This window comes from Acidiluteibacter sp., assembly GCF_055129545.1.
Genome location: NZ_JBSRUB010000013.1, coordinates 573483 through 594662, shown reverse-complemented (window position 1 = coordinate 594662; position 21180 = coordinate 573483). Strand labels below are relative to the sequence as shown.

Genomic DNA, 21180 nt, shown 5'->3' with positions numbered 1-21180 from the left:
CTTAAATTACTGATATCATTTTACTTGAACAACTGCTTAACGAATAATTTAGTTGAATAAAATCGCGAGCATTCTTGCCTACATCTTCCATTTTTAATGGATGACTAAGTAAGTAATCAATTTTTTTTGCAACACTTATTGAATCATAAAAATCAACTTTAAATCCTGTTGTACCTTCTTGAATTAAATCCTCTGTAGCTCCAGCATTAATCGATGCCAAACAAGGAATACCGACAGCCATTGCTTCGTTCAAAACTAAGCCCCAAATATCAAAATCCGTTTGAAAAAGAAATATAGCAGAATTAGTTAAAACTGCCGGCAAATTCTTTTTTTGCATGAACCCATGAAAGTTTATAAAACTAGAAATCTCCAATTCCTTTGCCAACTGCTCCAGCTCTAATTTACTCTCTCCATCGCCTACAATATCCAACACAAAGTCAGTTCTATATGCTTTCAATTCCTTTACAACATTTAATAATAATCCAACATTTTTTCTGGAAGTCAAATAACCTACATATGTCAGGTGATAAATTTCATTCTTTCTATGCAACTCATCTATGGTACGATTAATTGAACTAAAAAACTCAACATCGACTGTATTACCAGCATTCACCACTTTTTTTTCTTCTGCTCCCAGTGAGATAAAGTACTGTTTTGCTTTTGTACTGTATGCTATTAAATGATTTACTCTGCTTATTAGCCACTTTCTGATTATTGACCGAACTGGTCTTGCTTTGGTTGATTCAGCTTCAAAAGTACCGGACCAAATAACAAAATCGAAAGTAGTAAAAATCTGAAGCATAGCTACTTTAAAGCTAGAAATAGAAAAACCACCCACAATAAGTGTTTTCGGCTTTTCTTTCAATAAGAGGCGAATTAATCCAGAATAAAAAAACAAGCCTCGCTTTTGCTCTATGCTGCGAAAGATACTTGGCTCTAAAATGTGATAGTTAAAATTACATTCGGATAAATCAACGATTGACTTTCGTGCTTGATAGCTCTTCGCTGCAAAAACAACCAAGAGCTCCTTACCCTTTAAAATCAATTGATTGTTCAATTCATTAAAAAGTGGCACCCGATATTGATTGGGTATATTGGTAACTATAATAACTTTAGAATTCTCCATTGTTAATCCACTTTAGAGCGAATTTAAAACTAATCCTGCTCTTCTCTTTTTTATTGTTGATATACTACCAGAAACTCCTGTGACAAATTACTTAGGTTACTATCCGGGCGACTATTAAAATAATTTAAAATCTTATAATCGACATCAACAAACAGTGCATCCAATGGCTGTAACAATAGCTTTAACCCAAAATATCTTACTGTGATTTTGTTTTCAGATCCATTCAAAGCAAGTTGCTTTCTGACAAAATCTTCACTGAATAAGGCTCGTTTATAGGAGGGTGCTTTCTCTTTCCTGAATAAATTTCTAATATTTCGGTAAACCAGTTCCCCCCAAATCCGATAAGGACTATTTTGATTGGGGAATGAGATAATCAAGGTTCCATTTTGTTTGAGCGCCTTTACTAAAACTTTAATAATACTTTCGAAATCATTGGCATATTCGATTGAACCAGAACTAATAATCACATCATAAGCGCCCTCTTCTGGAACAAAACGATCTAAATCTGATTGAATCGTTTTTATTTTATCTGCATTATGTTGACTCTTTAATTTCTCTAGATTAGATTCCACCAGATCCATGGCATGATAGGTCTCACACCTTTCCAACAGCTCAGGGTATAGAATAGCAGGGCCACACCCAACATCAAGAACAGTTCTTACAGTGCTCAATTCTTCAATTTCCCTTCTTATCAGCTCATTTCTATACCTTCTCAAGTAGTTCGTCTTTGTTTCCTTGACATAATTTTCTTGAAAATAGGTATCGCGTTTTGCTAAAAAATCCTTCTCTATTTCTCCCGTATTTTCCATTCTCTAAGTGAGATTTATCGCTTATTAGTGTTCGCTTCGTTTAGTTGACGGTAAATATCATTAAACTTCTCACAACATACCTCAATACTAAATTCTTTCGCGTATTTAATTCTTGCTATTTTAGTTTCATTTGGCGATTCCATCCCATTGATATAATATTCCAATCGTTCCGCCAATTGGGACTCATTTTTTACAATATCGTTGTGGTTTAACCCTCCAACAATTTCTTTTATACCACCCCCATCAGCAAAAACAATGGTTGGTTTGCCAATCGATAAGGTTTCAATGGCAACCAGTCCAAACGATTCTGACTGCGATGGAAATACGCAGACATCCATTAACTGTTGATATTCTTGCACATTACTCACATAACCAGCAAAAATAACCGAATTAGTGATTTTTAATTCTTCTACTTGCTTCTTTAGTTCCGACATTAAAACTCCATCTCCTACTAACAAAAGAACACAATCGCCTTTATTTTTTAACTTCGAGAAAGCTAAAATTAGACGATCAATTCGCTTAAAAGAAACAAAACGTGAAATTGTTCCAACAACTACTTTACCCTCCAACTGAGCTCTCAATTCGGTTATTTCTGGAGATATCGCTTCCGGACTCATCTCTTGAAATTGAATTCCATTGTAGACCACCGAGGCATTTTTTTGATTTTCTAATCCATAGAGACGTTCAGAGCTTTCTTTTGTAAAATGAGAGTTATAAGTAACCCATGAAGCCACCTTCTTCAAAAAGATTTTCTTCAACCCGCTCATTAAACCATCGGATCGCTTTCTTTTTCTGCCAAACCCAAAATTACCGTGCTCAGTGAATACTATCTTACAATCTAAACCAAGTGAGCATAAAATAATGAGTGGATTAAAAATATGAAAATGAACTACCTCATACTGCTTAAACAAAGAACGAATTTTTAAATATTCTGCAATGTTTAAATCGAACCCTTTATTCAGTTTAGAAAACCGAAGCTGGATAATAGATGATTCAAATTTCTCTAGAAACTCTCCTTCTTTCTTTGCGATGAAAATGTGTGGTTCTATTTCACTCACAAAACTTTGAACAATAGAAAGGTCGTAAACAAGTTTTTCAATCCCACCAAATTTTGCATTCCATATCACGTGTAAAACTTTCATCACTAATTCAAAACATTAAATAAATTGACTTGCTAAAGTAGTCATCAAAGGACCGAAATGAGGATAATTCAGTTTGTTCTCAAGTTGATGTGTCTCAAAAGCCTTAAATCGTTTAATGTTCATACTTTCGCTATCCTCAGTGTGATATTGCATCGTTATTTCGAATTGATTCAACCGTTGATGCGCATTATAGATTTTTTTATGTTTGGCAAGAAACCAAGCCGGCAAGAAAAGTCCCGATGTACTGCATTGAAGTCGTTCACCCTTTTTGATTAAAATATTTCTTCCATAATTTAAATCTCCTTCTCTTGGCACCCATAAAATTTTCAATCGACGATTGACTTGAATAATTGCATCTTCCAAGGCTAGATGGTACTGATCCAACCATTGACTAAATTCTATCGGATCGAAGGATTGCTCAAACCAATGATCTAATCGACTTAAGAAACCCATCATCAATTTATTTATCTCTAAACCCTCAATGCCTAAAAAATCCAAATCATAACGCACTCCCTTAATTTCCTGAATAATACTTCTTAGCTTTATTACTCCGTACTTCTTTTGAACGCTCAGCTCTATATAATTTTTTTGCAAAAACTCTAGCCCTACTTGTTGTTTATAAAAGGATTCCTGTTCTAATGACAGCTTAACTTGATCTGCATCAATTTCTACCGGCTCACCCCAAATGCATTTCAAATTATCCCAAAAACTATATGGCAGTACTTTTTTGAATTGATCCTCTGAGGCGCCAAACAAATTGTGCGTTAAAAGATATTTATCATCTTTATCTAAAGACTCGATTGGGTTCAATAGACAACTTGTCCCGTTTTTAAAAACAACAATGAGATCAATATCAGAAATTCCTGGGTGGTTGACATTCCCCAAACGATAGACTGCACGAATGGAATCTTCCTGATTTAGCAGCTCAACAATTTTATCCACTGTAATTTCATAAGCTTCTGGAGCAATATATTTAGGTGTCCCAAGGAATTGATAAGTCATAATTGTTGGTTCTTTTTTATCATGATCCCATATCCACTTGGTGCATAATTCATTTTATTAAACATTTTCCTGAAAGCATTTACTTTCCTTAATGCTAAATACAATTTCTGTGGGAGATAAATCAATAAAAATACAAATGGATTTAATCGAGTACTTAAAATAGGAAGGCGAAATTTTTTCCCAAAGAAGTTCCAAAATTTCAAATGTGGGATGATCAACAGAGTAATTACAACACTAAAATAGTCTCCAAACACCTCCAAATATTCCATCGAAAAATTTGTATTCTTTACTAAGTCCCGCAAGGAATACTCGGTATATCTATAATAATCAAGTGGCTGTTCATGAAGTGGAACCAAAAATGGTACTGTAATAATCGCAACCCCATCATCACGTAGCACACGACAAATCTCGGATAGAAACTTTTCCGGATATGGAACATGCTCCATTACTTCAGCAGAAAGGACCACATCAAATTCATTATCGTTAAAGGGTAGGTTGATTCCATCATAAAAAAAATCTACCTTCGATTGATCGTGTAAAGTTGATTCTACTTCTACACCAACACTGCTTTTCACCTTTTCATTATAAATCGTTTGAAAAGGTTTTACTCCACAACCTAGGTCAAGTAATCTATCCTTACTTCCAAGTTCATTAAAACAAAACTTAATGAACTCCAAGCGCAATTGATCAACTATTACTGCTCCTAAATTTCTAATCATTCTTATTTCTTATCAAATAAAAAAAGTCCCGATTTGTTAAACAGACAACTTTCTCTTCATTAAAATCACTAAATCGAGCATCTCATTAAAAAATGCGTGATCTATTTTTATTGAGATTTGAGAAGCAACACTTGGTGCAAATCTACGACCTATTCTTCTAACCAAAAATAACTTAGAAGTTAGTACTCTTTTTTGCAAAGGGGATAATTTATACTCCCATTCTTCTCGAATAGTTGACACTTTATTCATGATCTCCCACTCCCCTTTCTCAAAATCCTTATCTGCCAATCGAAAACTATCTTTCTTATAAACTCCGTGTTTATACTTTGCTTGTAAATACAATGCAGGCAACAACATAAATTCGCTCAATAAGCCCTTCAAAACAAAACTATTCTTTGGTTGAGCACCACTCTTTAATTTAGTTTGCACACTGTTGGACAATTGAACAAAGGGCTTTAGAAATTCTTCTTTTGACAGTTCCTCGTATTGAATAGAAAAACTTAATCCTTGATTTTTAAATAAAGATCTTGAAAACTCAAACAATTCTGGAGGAAAATACAAGTTAGGGTAATTATCCAACATACTTTCTGTCATAACGAACCACCCGTGATGCTGAAGTGGATCAAATTCATGCATAATTCTTTGCAATCGATGTAGCTTTAAAGCTGCACTGGCCAACCTTTCCTCGCTTTCAAATACAGCATCTTTTAAGATAACTAATGCATCAAAATCACTATAAGGGATTTCTTCATTAGTAGCTAGGCTACCATGAATATAAGCCCCTAAAAGATCTTTCTTTAATTCATTCTCAATGAGAGAACTCATCTCCAAAACAAAATTGTTATTGCCATTATATGGTTCTATTTCAATTCTTGTTTCAGTTCTATTTATTTGTTTTTCATCTTCGGAGCTCTTTTTAAAAAGCCGTATAACTTTTGGGGCATACTTTTTATAATTCTTGGATACATCAACCAAAGATTGAATGTAATCCAACTTTGAAACACAAGCGACATTGACATATTTAATCAGATATGACTGAAACACTTGCATTATTTCAATACAGGTATTAATAATCGTTCAATTGCTTTCTTAAAAGTATAATTTTGAGCATTCTGCATAGCAATTTTTGCCTTTTTTTCTGAGACATCTCTATTTTCTACTGCCTCTATCAGCCCACCTTTCAGGGATTCCAAATTCTCTGGTTCAACGAATATAGCATTCTCTTCATTTAATACATCTCGAGTTGCTTCAAAATTAGGAGTTACTATTGGATTTCCAGTGAGCATATACTCTACTATTTTTTGCGGAAAATTATATCTAACATCATGCTCTTTACTGGTATAATATGAAACCAGGACATCTGCAGCTTGCTGATAATATTTCAATTGAGTATAATCGTGCAGATAACCGACTAAAACCACATTGCTCATTTTATTTTTTGTGCACCAATCTTTGAAATACTTTACCACGTTAGATTTCCCACCAGTAAACAAGAAGGTGTAATGAGGCAATTCTTTAGCTGCATCTAACAGGTATCTCACTTCTAACTGATCGATAAACAATTTACCAGTGTATACGATTAATGGACTCTTATGAATGTCTATAATTTGTCTTGCTCCGTTCTTAGAAACTGTGGCTTTTACCTGACTTTGTGAGACAGGGTTATTCGTCACACCCAATATCTCATCTGGAATATGATACAGATTCTTTAAGTCAATCGTAATTGCCGAATTAGTTCCCCATAGAAAATCAGCATTTTTATACACATATTGGTCTGCTTTATTTTTCTTTATCTCATGAATCCAACTTATTACTTTAACTCTATTTTTGAAAATAGTTCTCATTTTCAAAAATGGATACAATAAAATTGGAGATCTAGAAATGATGAGAATCTCTCCTTTTTGAAAGATAGATTGAAATAAAATCCATAAAAAAAGCAGAGAATTCAAGAATAAAATAATTAGCAAGTTTGCCTTACCATCAATTTCGCTAAAAAATAAAGTAGGTAAATAACGAACTTTAAACTTATCCTCTACTCCATAGAAGTCCAAAACTTTTCGCTTTTTTAGATTGTCTTTACGATAGACAAAAGGTGCTATAAAAGTCACCTCACAACTATTTTGTGCAAAGCCTTCGCAAAAACGAACATCAGAAATCTGATTTGTTCTTGGCCTCAAAATATCAAAAGGCGTAAAATAATAAACTTTAGTTTTTTTATTTAACTGCACAACCACCTTTTGTAAATAGAATAGTATTCATTTCTTTCGCTTTTGTATACTCCTGAAAGGAACTATTTTTATTGATATCATCGCTTGAGAGTATTCCTCCATTTTTTAAAAAAGGATAAACAGTTTCAAATTCGAACAACATATGATCATAAGAATGATCGCTATCATGAAAAAAGAAATCAATCTCTCCCAATGATTTTAACGTATTCGGCAATGTTTCTCGACTATCACCGATAATCATTTTCCAATTTTGTCTCAATTCATCAGGAACAACCCATCCAGTTTCAGGTTCCTTTTTACCAAAATTATAAGCTGCATTGGTATCTTTATTCGGCAAATCGAATGAATATAAAACTCCCTTTTCATTCTTCTTAAGGGCATTTAAAATCACCCAAGAAGAATTTCCATGAGCAATTCCAGTTTCAATTAGCACTTCAGGTTTCATTGCCCTGACAGAACAATACAACCATTTACCTAGCAAAGTATTAATATTATTTCCTGCAATCAAAGTATCTTTTGTATAAGGCAAAACGTAGTCCTTGCTTTCAACTTCTTTTAATGCTAGTATCCAAGATGATTTTTTAAATTTAGCACCTAAGAGTTTCTTCGCCGCATTCAGAATCAACTGATCATGAAACGGTGATTTATTATTATTGAAGTATTGGAATGCTTCCTTTGGATACTTTAATAAATTAAGTTTAGAAGATGCATTAAACTGTTTACTCATAACTTTTCAAAAAGTTAGGGTTATTAATTTTAGTGATAGAAACATAACAAAATACACCAATTACAAAACTATTTGCCACCAACAATCCAATTGCTGCTCCGTTAGTGGAATAAGTTGGAATAAGCAAGTAAGCTACAATTCCTCCTAACAATAATGAAACTACGTTAATGTAAAAACGAAATTTTGCCATTCCCAAACTTAACAATAATGGCAAGTTCCAAAATAAAATGGCTCCTACTACTGCATTGATCGTTAAAAATAGAAATGGTTTTGCTGCCTCTAAATATTCCTTGCCGTAGGTTAAAACAATGATGTAGTCTCTAAGAAAATAAACAATAGCCACGAAAGCAATAGAAGGGATCATCAATAATTTTGTAATTCTATAAATCATCTTTTTTACTTCATCAAATTTTTGATCTGCGATTAAAATTGACAATTGAGGAAAAATAGTATTTGTCAATGGATCTATAAAAATTAAGATCATGTATGCTAGTTTTTTAGCAATATTATAAAAGGCAACAGGAACAGGACCTAACATTGAACCCAAAAGCAATACATCTCCATTATTGATTAATGATTTAATGGCTCTACTTCCCGAATTAGCTACCGTATAATTTACTAAGACCCTAGAGTCATCTTTAAGAATTCGAATAGAGGTTTTTAAATATGGCAGTACACTAGTTTTTACAATTTTAAATGTGGCGATATTCAAAATAACACTACCCAATAGTCGACTAGAAACTAATGCAATAAAAAAGTAGGTAAAATTATTAGGATTGAATAATACAATAATGGCGATAATCAATAAATCAATAATAGTTACTACGATATTTATTATGGCAGCTTGTTTGAACTTATAATAGAGCTGCAATAAGGTAGTGCTTATATTATCGATAAACATGGTAGACGAAATGATTGCATACATCAGTATAAACCATTGCAATCCGGGTTTATCTAAGAAAACATCGTAAACAAATATGGTTAAAAAAGCGATTATTGAGGTAGATATCACCGCCACTATTGACGAGAAATAATAACCGCTTTTTATGAGTGCAGCTAACTTGTCATTTTGTTTATTAGAAAGATAACTAGCTCCAAATTTTATAATAGTGGAACTCAATGTAAAATTTAGAAACTGTTGAATACTGCCGGCAAATGCGGAAATAATAGTAAAGGTTCCGTATAATTCTACTCCTAACCCTCGTGCAATAATAATTCCTCTTAAAAAAACCAGAGCCGAACGAGTTAGATTACCACCTAACACCCACGAGGAATTTTTGAATAGCACCTTTGTCTGCACATCAAACAATGACTTTAATTTATTTAAGTTCATTTAAATAAATTAACCCTTGTTAGTTTTAAACAGACTCCTTTTGGTCTTTTTGGATTCCTCTTCGTAATATCCGTAATTATTGTTGGAACTCTTATCCACGTCATTTAACACAATACTCAGATTGGTCAATTTGGAGGTTTTATAGAAATCATTGATCTGATTCAAGAACTCTCGTTTCGAATAATTCTGTCTTACGATGTATAAATTCAAGTCAGACTCTTGCTGCAGCAATAACGCATCAGCTACCAAACCAATTGGAGGAGTATCGATAATCACATAATCAAACTGCCTCTTCATATCAGCGATTAATTCATTGGTCTTTGGAGTAGAAATTAACTCTGCTGGATTTGGAGGAACAGGACCTGAACTGATCACAAACAAATTCGGCTGAGCAGTTTTAAGCACAATATCATCCACTTTGGCATTCCCAGAAAGGTAGCTACTGATTCCAGCATTATTCTCAAGATCTAAGTAATTATGAATTTGTGGTTTTCTCAAATCAAAACCCAATAAAACGGTTCGCTTTCCTGATGCAGCGAGCGAGGCAGCCAAATTAATTGAACAAAATGACTTTCCTTCTCTGGCAACTGTTGAAGTAACCATAATCACAAAGGAGGATTTCTTCTGTTGGTAAAAAGTCAAGTTAGTCCGAATAGTTCTAAAAGCCTCTGCTAGGGCAGATTTTGGTTGATCAAAAACTATTCTATTGTTTTCGATATGTTTAGAATTAGGAATAATACCCATCACAGGAATATCTGTTGTACTAGTGATATCATCCTTATCTCGAACGGTGTCATTTAAGAAGTCCATCGACACAAATATGATTGTTGGCAAAGCCAAGCCTAATAATATCGCAATCAAGAAGTGCATTTTGCGATTAGGTGCTATAGGATTCAATGGATTAAGCATGGCTGGCTCTATTACTTTGCAATCAGGTGTATTTGAAGACATCGTAATTGCCGCAGATGATCGTTTCTCCATCAAGAACAAATAAATATTCTCGTTCAATTTCAACAAACGATTTAAATTCACCAGTTTCAACTGTGTTGCAGGCAATTTTTGAGCGCTATTACTTAATTGGTTAGAACGATTATTTAAATCATTCAACAATATCTTGTTCGCTTTCGCCAAGTTTTCAATACTCTCCTCTAAGGCTCCAATTACTTCAATTCTTCTATTCTCTACTTGACTCAACAAAGGACTTTTAGTATTCCCATCCTTCATCAACTTACTTCGAGTTAAATTCAATTCGATAAGGTTCTTAACCAACTCATTCACGATAAGATCCTCAATACCAAAAGCTGATGGTGCAATCAAATTCTCCAAGTTTTGCCCATCTTTATCAACTAATTTCTCTTGCAAATAGTTGTAATACTTTTGCATCACCTCATACTTCGCTTTCTCTGTTTCTATTTCGTTATATTTCTGCACAAGCACTGAACCTTCTGCACTTAAACTCCCAATCGATTCTGACGATTTAAAATCAGCCAAATTCTGTTCCTTTCGATTTAGAGAATCTGAAATAACTGCTAACTGTTGATCAATAAATTCAACCGTATTCTTTGCGACTTCGTTTTTATCTTGTAAGCTCTGTTCAATATATTTATCCACCAACCCATTAATAAAAGCTATTGATTTTTCAGGCACATTGGATTTAATGGACATTGTCAGTAAACTAGACAATGCTTCTCCTTCCTCGAAATTCAATTGATTCTTATATGAGTATGCTGTCTGTTGCACCGACCTAAGACGAACATAGTAAGTACTTTCAAAATTTGAGTTTTTGCCAAAACTCTCATTCTTGATTAACACAAAAGAAAAGGTTCCCAATTCAATTAAAGTATTGAATTCTCCTACATTTTGAACCAACTTACCCTCGAAAGGTGAAGTTGTATTGACTTCAAATCGACTATCATCCAGCAGCTTTATTTCAAACTGAACACCTTCGGGGATTTTTTGACTCTTGTTTCTGTCATATTTGAATGTAAAAGGCTTGTTCTGATAAATTTCCTGCGTTTTAAATCCTTCTTCAACGAAATACTCAACCTCCAAGTCCAACTCCTCTACAACACTCTTAACCAATGGATAAGATTTGAAAATAATAGTTTCATCAGTAACTCCAGTAAACCGGGACATCATTCTTCCACCAAATATCAAATCTCCTGGATCTTCCATTCGATTACTTTTCTTTATCTGAATAACACTTTCTACTTTATATACGTTGGATTTAAATCCAAGGTAGATATATGCAACAGCAACTGAAAGAATTATAGAAAGCAGTAACCTCGGCCACTTCTTCAAGAATTTACTGACACTCTCTTTAAATCTAGAAACTTCCTGTCGATTAGACTGTTCAATTAAATCTTCTGTACTCATCTTGATGTAATTGAAACGACTGTGATAATTGTAGTAATAACAGAAAGAACTAAAGGCAGTGCATTATCGCTACTAAACTTTTTTACTTTTAATGGGGCAACATGAATCACATCATTGGGTTGAATATAGTAATAAGGAGATTGAATAAATTCAGTGGAGGTTAAATCCAGGTAATGAACAGTAAGCTCACCTTCATTTTTTCGAATTAACTTAATTACTTTTCTATTTGCAAAATCTGTGAGATCACTAGCTAAACCAATGGCATCGAAAATAGTAGGATTATTGGTAATTAACTGATAAAAACCAGGATTATTCACTTCTCCCAAAATCGTTACATTGTAATTGGTCATGTAAATTTTAACCGAAGGGTTAGTAATGTACCCTTTACATTTTTCATATATTTCCGCTCTAAGTTCCGTGATCGTTTTGCCAGATGCATCAATTTCACCAATCATGGGATAATCAATTTTACCATCCTCTTTAACGATAAAATCGTGTATAGTTGGTGCTTGATTAATTATATTCACTGTTTGAGTCGCATTACCTGAGCTACTTTCCATGCCACCGACCATAGAATTTGCCAAAGGATCTACCACTTTAATATAGAATCGATCTCCGGGTCGTATTAAATAATTCAAATCCTGTACAGCAAATTTAGAACCTTCAGACACATCTGACAGGTAAGTAATTTTCTTCGTTGGAATACACGAAGAAAAAAGACTTACCACAATTAGCCATACAACACTATACTTTGATAGACTGGATATGGAAGCTCTTGAAAAAATATTAAACATCTAAATGAAAATAAAAAAAGTTGAAGCCAACCTTATCAGCATTTTATTAAATCGCTACTAAAGTCTGAGCAACCCCAAAATTATAACTTTCGTTTGATATGTACCCAAGCTTTTGGAAATCCTTTTTCTCTAATCACTTGCATTTCTTTCAATGCTTCAACTTTAGTAGTATGTCTACTCACTGTAATTAAATACCATGAGTCTTGTAAATTTCTAATTATAGTTGGAGTAAGTCCAGTTTCTGAAACCTCATCTGCCATAATTCGAGCAGTTTTCTCCTTTCTAAATGCTGCAATAGAAACATAATAGCCTTCATCCTCACTCAAAGCAACCTCCTTAGACTCCTTTTTAGTTGGAGTAACAGCCTTTTCTACAACAGGTTTCTCAACAACTACTGGTACCTCTGCTTTTTTAGAAGGAAATGTAAATTCTTTTATGGTCTCGCCAGTATTTTTATCCATAGTGAACAAGGATACATCGTCACCATTTAATTGATCAATGTTTAATGGCTTGAATGACACTTTTTGATCAGGACTTAATTTGTTGTATTCAAAAATTCCAAACTCATTGGTATAAATGGTATCAATTGGAAGTCCATTTTCATCAAGTACAACAATCGCCTCATTATTCATCGGCAACTTTTTATATTCGTACTTTCCAAAAATAGTGTTGCTTTTTTCAATCTTAGTATCTTCTTTCACGACCTTAGTTTCTTCCTGCACTATAGGTTCTGCCGATTTTATAGGTAGTTCCTCAACATCAGTCATCTGATTTTTTACAATATAATCGCGTTTTTTCAAATAATAAGTAATGCCAATTGCAGAATAGCTGTATGCATCATTATGATCTCCTGCTACCCATGCATCCAATTTATCATTAAACACATTTCGTAAAGATGCCTCTAGTGAAATATCTAATTTATTGTTAACAACATATGATATTTTACCTCCAAATGAAGCTACAGCCTCCGTAGTTTTTCCAGTTCTTCCTCTAGTTTTACTGTACAATAAGCTTACATCCTCATCACTTTGAGCATATATTTTTGAGTCATACTTTACCAAACTATAACTGGCGAAAACTCCAAAAGAAACCTTATTAAAAAACTTCACCTTATCTTTAAAGATTAGGCGAGTCACATTTAAATCAATACGAGGCAACATTAACTCCAAAATGTTGGTATTATATTGTATCCCAACACCTAAATCATACGGCTCATTTACTGCACCAGTAGTATTTACATCATCTAGCCGACCCTCTAAAGATCCATATAGTACTCCCCCACTAATACTTAAATAATTTGTTAGGTGGAAATCTCCATTTATTCCAAAACCTAATTTATTATATTCAGGTTGAACAAAAGAAGGTAAAAAACCATCCTTTTTAAAATCACCCCAAGAATGTAATACTCCAACATGCGGTGAGATACTAGTTCTTTGAATTACACGACCTAAAAATGAGTTTTCACTCGAATTCTGCGTAGTAACTGAATTTTCCTGCGCAACAGTTTCATTAGAAAAGAACAAACTAAGCGCTAATAATGATGCACTTACAACTTTTTTCATATTCAAGGTATAATGGTTATTTTGAGGAGCAATGTACAATAAGTTTTAATACAATTCAACATGAGCGAATTATAGAATTAAAATTATTTTTTACTGGGTGATTCAATTTGAAATGAACAAGTATATTTGAACCCTCATCAAAAATCAGAAATGTCAAAATCGAAAGTGCTTTGTGTAGTTGGAACACGACCAAATTTTATAAAAATTACTCAATTCGAAAAAGAATTCAGCAAATACTCAAGTGAATTCCAATTCGATTTGGTGCATACTGGACAGCATTTTGATGATCAAATGTCTGCCATTTTCTTTGATCAACTGAGACTAAAAAAGCCCAAATTCAACTTATCTACCACAGAAGGCAATCGAACGGAAAAGGTAAAAGAGCTTATCCTGCAGTTGGAACAACTTTTCTCAGTAGAGAATCCAGATCTAGTTATTGTTGTGGGAGATGTGGACTCCACTTATGCCGCTGCAGTTGCCGCAAATAATCAAGCTATTAAAATTGCCCATTTGGAAAGTGGACTGAGAAGCTTTGACTTAGAAATGCCAGAAGAAGTTAATCGAATTGCTGTAGACAAAATTTCTGATTACTTTTTTGTGACGGAGCAAAGTGGAATCGATAATTTAAGAATCGAGGGTGTTAATGCAGCGCAAATCTTCTTCGTAGGTAATACCATGATAGATACTTTAGTTGCCTTTGATGAAGATATTCAGTCTAATCAAATTCTTAATACACTCAACTTAAAGCCCGAAAAATATATCCTAGCCACTTTCCATCGACCATCAAATGTTGACAACGAGAAATCACTGCAGATCATCCTTGAATTAATCAATGAGATCTCGAAGGATCTAAAAGTGGTCATTCCCATTCATCCACGGACAAAAAGCAAAATAATAAAATTTGGACTTAATCATTTAATAGACAACAATCCAAGCATCATTCAATTGGAACCTATTGATTATTTTGCTTTTCAACACTTAATTCTAAATGCGAAAGTAGTTCTCACAGATAGCGGCGGAATTCAAGAAGAAACAACATTTAGAAAAGTTCCTTGCTTGACCATAAGAGATAACACTGAACGTCCTTCCACGATTGAAATCGGAACCAATCAATTGTTGGCATTGGATAAAAATCTTATCCTATCAAAAATAAAAGAAGTAGATGGAACCAAAGAGTCTAAAATACCTGAATTGTGGGATGGAAAGGCTACGGAAAGGATTGTGGAGGTCTTGAGAAAAATTATTTAATCATAAACTATAATCAAATTGCTCTAGATCATCCATATAATAGTTGGAAATTAAATCTATCAACTCTTTATCTAAGTATTGCTTATAATTTTTGTGATTAGTTGGGTTATGTGACTCTAACTTTATTTGTGGCAATCCAATTCTCTTGCAGACCTCATCAAAATCAGTTTGCAAATTTTCAAAACGCCCAATAAAGTCAACTAAATTCTCATCAAACTCATTTGAAACAAAACTCCATTGGGGTTTAAATAAGATATCGTTATTTAAAGTAGGGTTCTTGAAAAGCAACTTCATCATTCCTAGCTTATTCTTTGTAAATATTTCCGAAGACCGGTGTCTATAAAAAGCATAGGAAACAAAACGATCAAAAGGGTTTCGGACGAATGTAAACTTGAAGTATGAGTTCCACATTTCATCATTAATAACTTGCCTTACTTTTAAAGAGGTAATGTGGCCATGATTTACATGCTCAAACTCACTAAATGGCAACCTACTTTGATGAAATAACTCCACTTGCTCCCAATCATCTGGGCCGAGATGCTTTCTTAACGCAAAACGAATGGCATGTGTGGCCGTTTTAGGAATGGCTATAAAAATAAATTTATGTTTATGAGAAACGATCACGGCTTATATATCTTCATTCATCTTATACAGTTCTTTAAGTAGTATCTCTATAAATTCAATACTCCAAAAGTGATCAAAATAATTGATTTTGTCCTTTTAGTAGTTTTAGTATTTCAACATATATGTTCAATTTAGCTTTATGAATCAGAAGGTATTTTGTATTGGATTTCACAAAACTGGAACTTCAAGTTTAGCAACCGCTTTTCAAATGATGGGATACAGGGTTTGTAGGAGATTGGGAATACTTCAAGATTTAATTCCAGATAAAAATTTAATTGAATTAATACGGAATCACCAATCCCAAGAAATATTAGAGGTCATAAAACCATACGATGCTTTTTGCGATAATCCTTGGCCACTTTTTTACAAAGAAATAGATGCCTTTTATCCTGGAAGCAAGTTTATTTTAACCATTCGAGAAGAAAACAGTTGGTTAAGAAGTGCTCTACAATATTTTAAAACAACAGAGACCGAAATTCGAGAAATAATTTATGGTGAAGCATCTCCAATCGACAATGAGGAAATCTACCTTAAGCGATACAGGAAGCACAATGAGGGAGTTTTGGAGTATTTTAAAAATAGACCTGAAGATTTATTGATTATAGATATAGAAAAAGAAGTAGATCAGTGGACAAGACTCTGTCATTTTTTAGGAAAAGAAGTCCCGAATCAAGAATTTCCGCACCGAAACAAATCAAGGTCTGATAAGAAAAAGGAAGAAACCAAAGCAATAGAGTCAAAAAACAACAAACTTGTTACTTTTCTAAAAGCACCTATTCAGGACAAGCTCCTGTTTATTGAAACTATTTCTCTCCTATTTATTGCTAGACTTCTAGTGCTCTTTCTACCATTTAGAGTAATTGCAAAAAGATTGGGCGAACACATGACTGAAACGACAAGAAAAACTCCCACTCTACAAGAAGAAACTTCTGTAAAAATAGGTAGGGTAATCAGAAAGGTAAGTAGACATACTCCATTTAGAAGTCTATGTTTAGAGCAAGCAATTACTTGTAAATTCATGCTCAACAGACGAGGAATTTCGTCTACTATTTATTTTGGATTGACAAAGGATGAAGAAGCTCTGAAATTAAAAGCCCACGCTTGGACACGTTCAGGAAGTCAGATAATCACGGGGGCTAAGGGAAGGTATCAATTTAAGGTAGTTTCTACTTTCGGGAATTCTAAATAACAAACCATACAATGCCGATTACTAAGAAAGTAATAAGCTATTAAATTCCTTACTAGAAATAAAACTCACTTATATAACTTTTATTAATCCTTGCTCTTTTAATTGATCTAAAAAATCAAATAGATCCCGCTTACAAGTTGATTCATCTACATTATATTCTTTCATTAAACGATCACAAATCTCACTTATTAAAATAGGAGCCTCAATCATTTTCCAGATATCTCCACCTATAGAATCTATCCCGTAATATTTCCCATTTTCAAGACTCATCATTACTAATTCATTCTCTACCTCACTAGAAATAACTTCTCCTGATCGCTCTATGGTATTTTCAACTGTAAAATTCATCCTCTTTTTTTGTAAAAATAGAAATAATCTAATACTTGCAATTGGTATACTTCAATTAATAATTAAAGTACTTCATCATTTCTTCATGGTCTGATCTAATTCTCTCTTTTTGTTTCATTGACAGTTCATCTAAGCCACTCCCTACCTTGCCATTTCTAAAAAAATGAGAATCCGATTTCAGATTTCTATCACCAAATCCCTCTTCTTTTTCCTGATCCTTTAGAATATTAAAATCACTAAACTTTATTGCTTTTTTTATTGCTCTCTCAGAATAATCTAAATCTAGAAATTTAACTAATCCACTAAAAGTCCTTAAAGGCTCCAAATGCATATCCTCATACTTCAGGATTAACAAATCGGTATTTGAATTCATCCAGCTCTTTACATGGTCCGACCACGAAAGCAATATCTCCGTAGAATTGGGGTTGTAGCGATACAAATCCTTACCTAGAATAGCATTTTTATCAGACATGAATTGAATTATTTCATCAAATGATAACTGTTGATGGTGAGCAAACGAAACAGCAACATCCAACGGATTTCTTACTAAATAAACAACTTTAAAGGTACATTCTAAGGGTATTGATGGCCTATTTTTTTTATTTATATAAAATGCATCATGAATCTTAAAAAAAGGAAAATTGGGAGAAGCGATAGAATGTTGTTTATATATTTCAGGCCTCAACGCAAGCACTTCCTCTTCTGTTAATTCTGAAGGCTCAAAATCAGAATATTTCTCAATCAACCGGTTGTCATTCGCCCAATATTTGGGCGTTAGCTGATTGATACTAACCGGTGATTTAGAATCAAATATAAGGTTTGATAAAAAAGCTCTAAGCCAGGTATTACCAGATTTAGGATAGGATGCTAGCCAAATTAGATTTTTCACATTTTTATCTGTTGCTCAATTAAATCGATTAACTCTTCTAATTTATTCTCTTTCCGAGGTTGTTTAATTTTATAAATCTGAACCTGATTTATTAATTGGGCGCATTTCTCGAAATGACTTTTTTTCAGGTCAAATCCCTCAATTAATTGAGTTCTGAAAGTATGCTTCATCACTTCAACAATTTTCTTTTTCCCCTTTAGCTCAGTGCAAGTTAATTCTAATTTACCATGAGGTTCTAACACAAAAATCTTTCTAACTAAAAATTCATTCTCTTCTAATTTCTTATATACAGGAGTATGAAATTTCTTTACGTCATCTCTTATTTGATCTTCTGGCAAATATGGTATAGAAATTTGATCTAAAGCATCTCCCCACAATTTGATTCGAGAAATCCCTTGAGATAGGGTTGCTTGATTTAAAGCATTAAATTTTAGTGGTGCTAAATCATCTGTTAGAACAGCATTACCTCTCTTTTGCAATGCCGCCACAGTTGTTGACTTTCCTGCTCCTGTATTTCCAGTAAATAAATACGCATTTCCGTTGTGCATAATTGCCCCAGCATGTAATGGAAGGGTTCCTCTTAAATAACAAAGACCACCAAATACAGAAGCATATAAAAATACTTTTACATCTTTCAATTGAGCTTCAGGATGAATATCAATATGTATTTCATTTCCATCTATCACATGAAACTTTGCGACCTTTTCAATCACAAGAAAATAGTGTTTTGGTTTTATTTGAAATCCAATTCCTCTTTTTACTGCACCTTCCAAATTATCAGATAATTCTGCCCTTTTAATAACTACATCAACTGTCGTATTTTCATCACCCTCCCATAGTTCTACAAGCTCAATATCTGAATTTATATTCCAACCAAATACATTATAATAATGCGTCATTTTTATCTTTTAGTTTCTATCAATAATTAATTGGTAAAAATAGAATTCTAGTTTAATTTCTCTTTCGCTAGACTTATTTTTAATTTCTTTTGCCTCTACATACCTAGGACACAAGATTTTTTGACACCCAACATTTAATCAAGTTTCTAACTTTAAAACACTTTTCATTACTTTCTTCTAAAACTAAACGATATGTTTTATGCCATTCCGACCAGTACGGAGAAATAGGCATCCCTTTTAACTTATTCTTAATTGCTCGCTTTAATTTCCATGGTTTTGGATGCCGTATATAATGCCAAACCAATGCCTCATTCGAAGAAACACCAACCATCCTTTCTATATATTCAGTATTCTTCAATACATAATTATTGGTTAAATCGAACCAATTCACTTTGTTCTCAAAGTAAATATTTAAAACATACTGATCTGTATGACCACTTTTTACACCTGAGAAAACTACCCCTTTAACTAAATCCAGCAATTCAACATATACCGTCCGTGAGAGCTTCGAAAAACAAATTGAAAAAACCCCAGCATTAAATGTTTTAAGAATATTTTCATCCGGATTTAAATGAGGTTCTACTTTTTGGAAAGACTCTCTACTTCTTGAAACACCTTCATAAAAACTCAGATCTGGACAGGCGGAAAAACCATTCGTTGTTTCAAATAAATGCTGTAAGGATCCTCTTATCAATATATCACTGTCTAAAAACAGTACATTTTCATATTGATTTAATTTAAAAACTGCTAGACTCCAAAATCGCTGATACCTATTTATTAACTCTCTCTTTTCTTGAACTAAAGCCTCTATTGCATGTATCAATTCTTCTCCTATTTGAACAAAAATCACATCAAACAACCAAATGAGCTCTTGTTGCTTTTCAGGTGAAAGATCATTATGTATCACAATAAGATCGCCTTCAAATTGAGGATTATGCGCTAAAAAAGAATAAAACAAGACTTTTGTTCCATCTAAGTATTCTTCATTGGTTACGGTGACCAGACCATTTCTCATTACACTAAAATTATCCCTCCGTAATTATAGAGCTTGGTCATTAAATTCATCACTCTACTCTTTTCCATCCCGTCCTGTTTAAAAAAGTCGTCTGTTAAAGTTATTGCTTCACCCTGATTCAATAATTGAATACAGCTTATAACTTCCGCATAATTTGGGGTCATAAAGCTCCTTCCTCTAACGAATACGTCCAATTGCGCCTCATTTCTATTTTTTAATATCAACTGGAATGGACTATTTACTTTCACCTTTTTCCCAAACAGCTCTGAATCAGAGACCTCTTTCAATAAGGGAGTTTTCATAAACCCTGCATTGCTTTGCTTTTTCAAATTATAAGATTCTACGATATCAGATTCATTAGCTTCTTGACTACTCTTTTGATGCTCCTTCATCGCCTTTTGAAGCAGGCTTCGTGAAGTTTCTTTTTTTAAACCAATTGTTAATCCAATTGAAAAACCATCTGCTTTCCCAATATGGTAATGGGTTCCTGCCGGTAAATGAAAAATATCTCCAGCTTCTATTTCATAATTAATTCCATTGCACAAATATGGTTCAAAATCATTACAAATATGAGCGTCACTTTTAGTTAGTTTCCTAAACTTGTCTGCATCCCAAATGGTCATTTCCTTTTTATTTGGTCCTAAATGAAGGTGTAACACAGATATACCTGGAACATCAATATGTGCTCCAAAAGGAGTATAACCATACCTTCCAATATAAGGACTTATCTCAATTACAAGCGAACCCGGAGGTCGTTTACTAAGCAAATATTGAGTCCATTCTGCTATTGGGAGTGACAATTCATCTATCAACCCGGACACCTTATCCAATACAATACACCAAGGCTTTCCTTCAAATAAAGACTCCCCCCAATCACTTAGATTTTCCTCATTTTCTGGCGGATTATTCTTTAATTGATTTAATGCAACTTCCTTTTCAACTCCCTTAACATATACTCGAATCTTAGCCAATTCATGAATTCCTTCTTCCGAATTGTATTTTTGAAAGAATCTTTTAAATATAGCATCGTAATTTTGGTCTAAATGGAGTGCATTTAGATACAAAGCCGCTTCTTGAAATTGATTCGTATCTTCCAACAATTGCTCCCAGAACCTATTATCCTTTAAAAATGATTTAAATATCTCCATGT

The 21180-nt window shown here is 33.5% G+C and carries 20 protein-coding genes; 2 read left to right on the top strand and 18 right to left on the bottom strand.

Annotation, left to right across the window (positions count from 1 at the left end; genetic code table 11):
• Position 1: 1 nt before the first annotated feature.
• The 12 genes from ACTB0X_RS08585 to ACTB0X_RS08530 all read right to left on the bottom strand — a co-directional run bounded on the left by ACTB0X_RS08585 (position 2) and on the right by ACTB0X_RS08530 (position 13818).
• Complete coding sequence (locus ACTB0X_RS08585) at positions 2-1126, bottom strand: glycosyltransferase family 4 protein (protein WP_463024588.1); 1125 nt, start codon at positions 1124-1126, stop codon at positions 2-4.
• Between the two features lie 50 nt (positions 1127-1176).
• Positions 1177-1935 (bottom strand): class I SAM-dependent methyltransferase, encoded by a 759-nt coding sequence (locus ACTB0X_RS08580; RefSeq protein WP_463024587.1) that lies wholly within the window; start codon positions 1933-1935, stop codon positions 1177-1179.
• Between the two features lie 14 nt (positions 1936-1949).
• A complete protein-coding gene (locus tag ACTB0X_RS08575) occupies positions 1950-3077 on the bottom strand; it encodes a glycosyltransferase family 4 protein (RefSeq protein WP_463024586.1) in 1128 nt (375 codons plus the stop codon).
• A gap of 15 nt (positions 3078-3092) precedes the next feature.
• Entirely contained in the window at positions 3093-4079 is a 987-nt protein-coding gene (locus ACTB0X_RS08570; protein WP_463024585.1) for a hypothetical protein, read from the bottom strand.
• Positions 4076-4798: a class I SAM-dependent methyltransferase gene (locus tag ACTB0X_RS08565; protein WP_463024584.1), complete on the bottom strand. Its 723-nt coding sequence runs from the start codon at positions 4796-4798 to the stop codon at positions 4076-4078. The genes ACTB0X_RS08570 and ACTB0X_RS08565 overlap by 4 nt, the downstream gene beginning before the upstream one ends.
• A 36-nt stretch (positions 4799-4834) precedes the next feature.
• The gene (locus ACTB0X_RS08560; RefSeq protein WP_463024583.1) at positions 4835-5842 is read right to left on the bottom strand and encodes a nucleotidyltransferase domain-containing protein; all 1008 of its coding nucleotides are present in this window, start codon (positions 5840-5842) and stop codon (positions 4835-4837) included.
• Positions 5843-5847: 5 nt separating this feature from the next.
• On the bottom strand, positions 5848-7026 hold the full coding sequence (locus ACTB0X_RS08555; RefSeq protein WP_463024582.1) for a glycosyltransferase: 1179 nt from the start codon (positions 7024-7026) through the stop codon (positions 5848-5850).
• A complete protein-coding gene (locus tag ACTB0X_RS08550) occupies positions 7013-7753 on the bottom strand; it encodes a class I SAM-dependent methyltransferase (RefSeq protein WP_463024581.1) in 741 nt (246 codons plus the stop codon). The genes ACTB0X_RS08555 and ACTB0X_RS08550 overlap by 14 nt, the downstream gene beginning before the upstream one ends.
• A complete protein-coding gene (locus ACTB0X_RS08545) occupies positions 7746-9086 on the bottom strand; it encodes an oligosaccharide flippase family protein (RefSeq protein ID WP_463024580.1) in 1341 nt (446 codons plus the stop codon). Before ACTB0X_RS08545 ends, ACTB0X_RS08550 begins: the two co-directional genes overlap by 8 nt.
• 9 nt (positions 9087-9095) lie before the next feature.
• Positions 9096-11462, bottom strand: a complete 2367-nt coding sequence (locus ACTB0X_RS08540) for an exopolysaccharide transport family protein (RefSeq protein WP_463024579.1) — start codon at positions 11460-11462, stop codon at positions 9096-9098.
• On the bottom strand, positions 11459-12256 hold the full coding sequence (locus ACTB0X_RS08535) for a polysaccharide biosynthesis/export family protein (protein ID WP_463024578.1): 798 nt from the start codon (positions 12254-12256) through the stop codon (positions 11459-11461). The genes ACTB0X_RS08540 and ACTB0X_RS08535 overlap by 4 nt, the downstream gene beginning before the upstream one ends.
• 80 nt (positions 12257-12336) lie before the next feature.
• Positions 12337-13818, bottom strand: a complete 1482-nt coding sequence (locus ACTB0X_RS08530) for an SPOR domain-containing protein (protein WP_463024577.1) — start codon at positions 13816-13818, stop codon at positions 12337-12339.
• 150 nt (positions 13819-13968) lie between these two features.
• On the opposite strand from ACTB0X_RS08530, the gene wecB reads away from it, so the two are divergent.
• The gene (wecB, locus tag ACTB0X_RS08525) at positions 13969-15066 is read left to right on the top strand and encodes a non-hydrolyzing UDP-N-acetylglucosamine 2-epimerase (protein WP_463024576.1); all 1098 of its coding nucleotides are present in this window, start codon (positions 13969-13971) and stop codon (positions 15064-15066) included.
• Here wecB and ACTB0X_RS08520 read toward each other — a convergent pair whose 3' ends face one another.
• Entirely contained in the window at positions 15067-15690 is a 624-nt protein-coding gene (locus ACTB0X_RS08520; protein ID WP_463024575.1) for a sulfotransferase family 2 domain-containing protein, read from the bottom strand.
• A 139-nt stretch (positions 15691-15829) separates the two neighbouring features.
• Between ACTB0X_RS08520 and ACTB0X_RS08515 the strand changes: the two genes are divergently transcribed.
• The gene (locus tag ACTB0X_RS08515; protein ID WP_463024574.1) at positions 15830-16879 is read left to right on the top strand and encodes a lasso peptide biosynthesis B2 protein; all 1050 of its coding nucleotides are present in this window, start codon (positions 15830-15832) and stop codon (positions 16877-16879) included.
• A gap of 69 nt (positions 16880-16948) precedes the next feature.
• Here the strand turns inward: ACTB0X_RS08515 and ACTB0X_RS08510 are convergent, their stop codons facing one another.
• The 5 genes from ACTB0X_RS08510 to ACTB0X_RS08490 form a co-directional block, all read right to left on the bottom strand.
• Complete coding sequence (locus ACTB0X_RS08510; RefSeq protein ID WP_463024573.1) at positions 16949-17227, bottom strand: lasso peptide biosynthesis PqqD family chaperone; 279 nt, start codon at positions 17225-17227, stop codon at positions 16949-16951.
• A gap of 55 nt (positions 17228-17282) precedes the next feature.
• Complete coding sequence (locus ACTB0X_RS08505; RefSeq protein ID WP_463024572.1) at positions 17283-18116, bottom strand: sulfotransferase domain-containing protein; 834 nt, start codon at positions 18114-18116, stop codon at positions 17283-17285.
• Positions 18113-19015 carry a hypothetical protein gene (locus ACTB0X_RS08500; protein WP_463024571.1) on the bottom strand — a complete coding sequence of 301 codons (903 nt, stop codon included), beginning with the start codon at positions 19013-19015 and terminating at the stop codon, positions 18113-18115. Before ACTB0X_RS08500 ends, ACTB0X_RS08505 begins: the two co-directional genes overlap by 4 nt.
• A 103-nt stretch (positions 19016-19118) precedes the next feature.
• On the bottom strand, positions 19119-20030 hold the full coding sequence (locus ACTB0X_RS08495) for a glycosyltransferase (RefSeq protein ID WP_463024570.1): 912 nt from the start codon (positions 20028-20030) through the stop codon (positions 19119-19121).
• Positions 20030-21178, bottom strand: coding sequence for a hypothetical protein (locus ACTB0X_RS08490; protein ID WP_463024569.1), 1149 nt, complete (start codon positions 21176-21178; stop codon positions 20030-20032). Before ACTB0X_RS08490 ends, ACTB0X_RS08495 begins: the two co-directional genes overlap by 1 nt.
• Between the last annotated feature and the right edge of the window lie 2 nt (positions 21179-21180).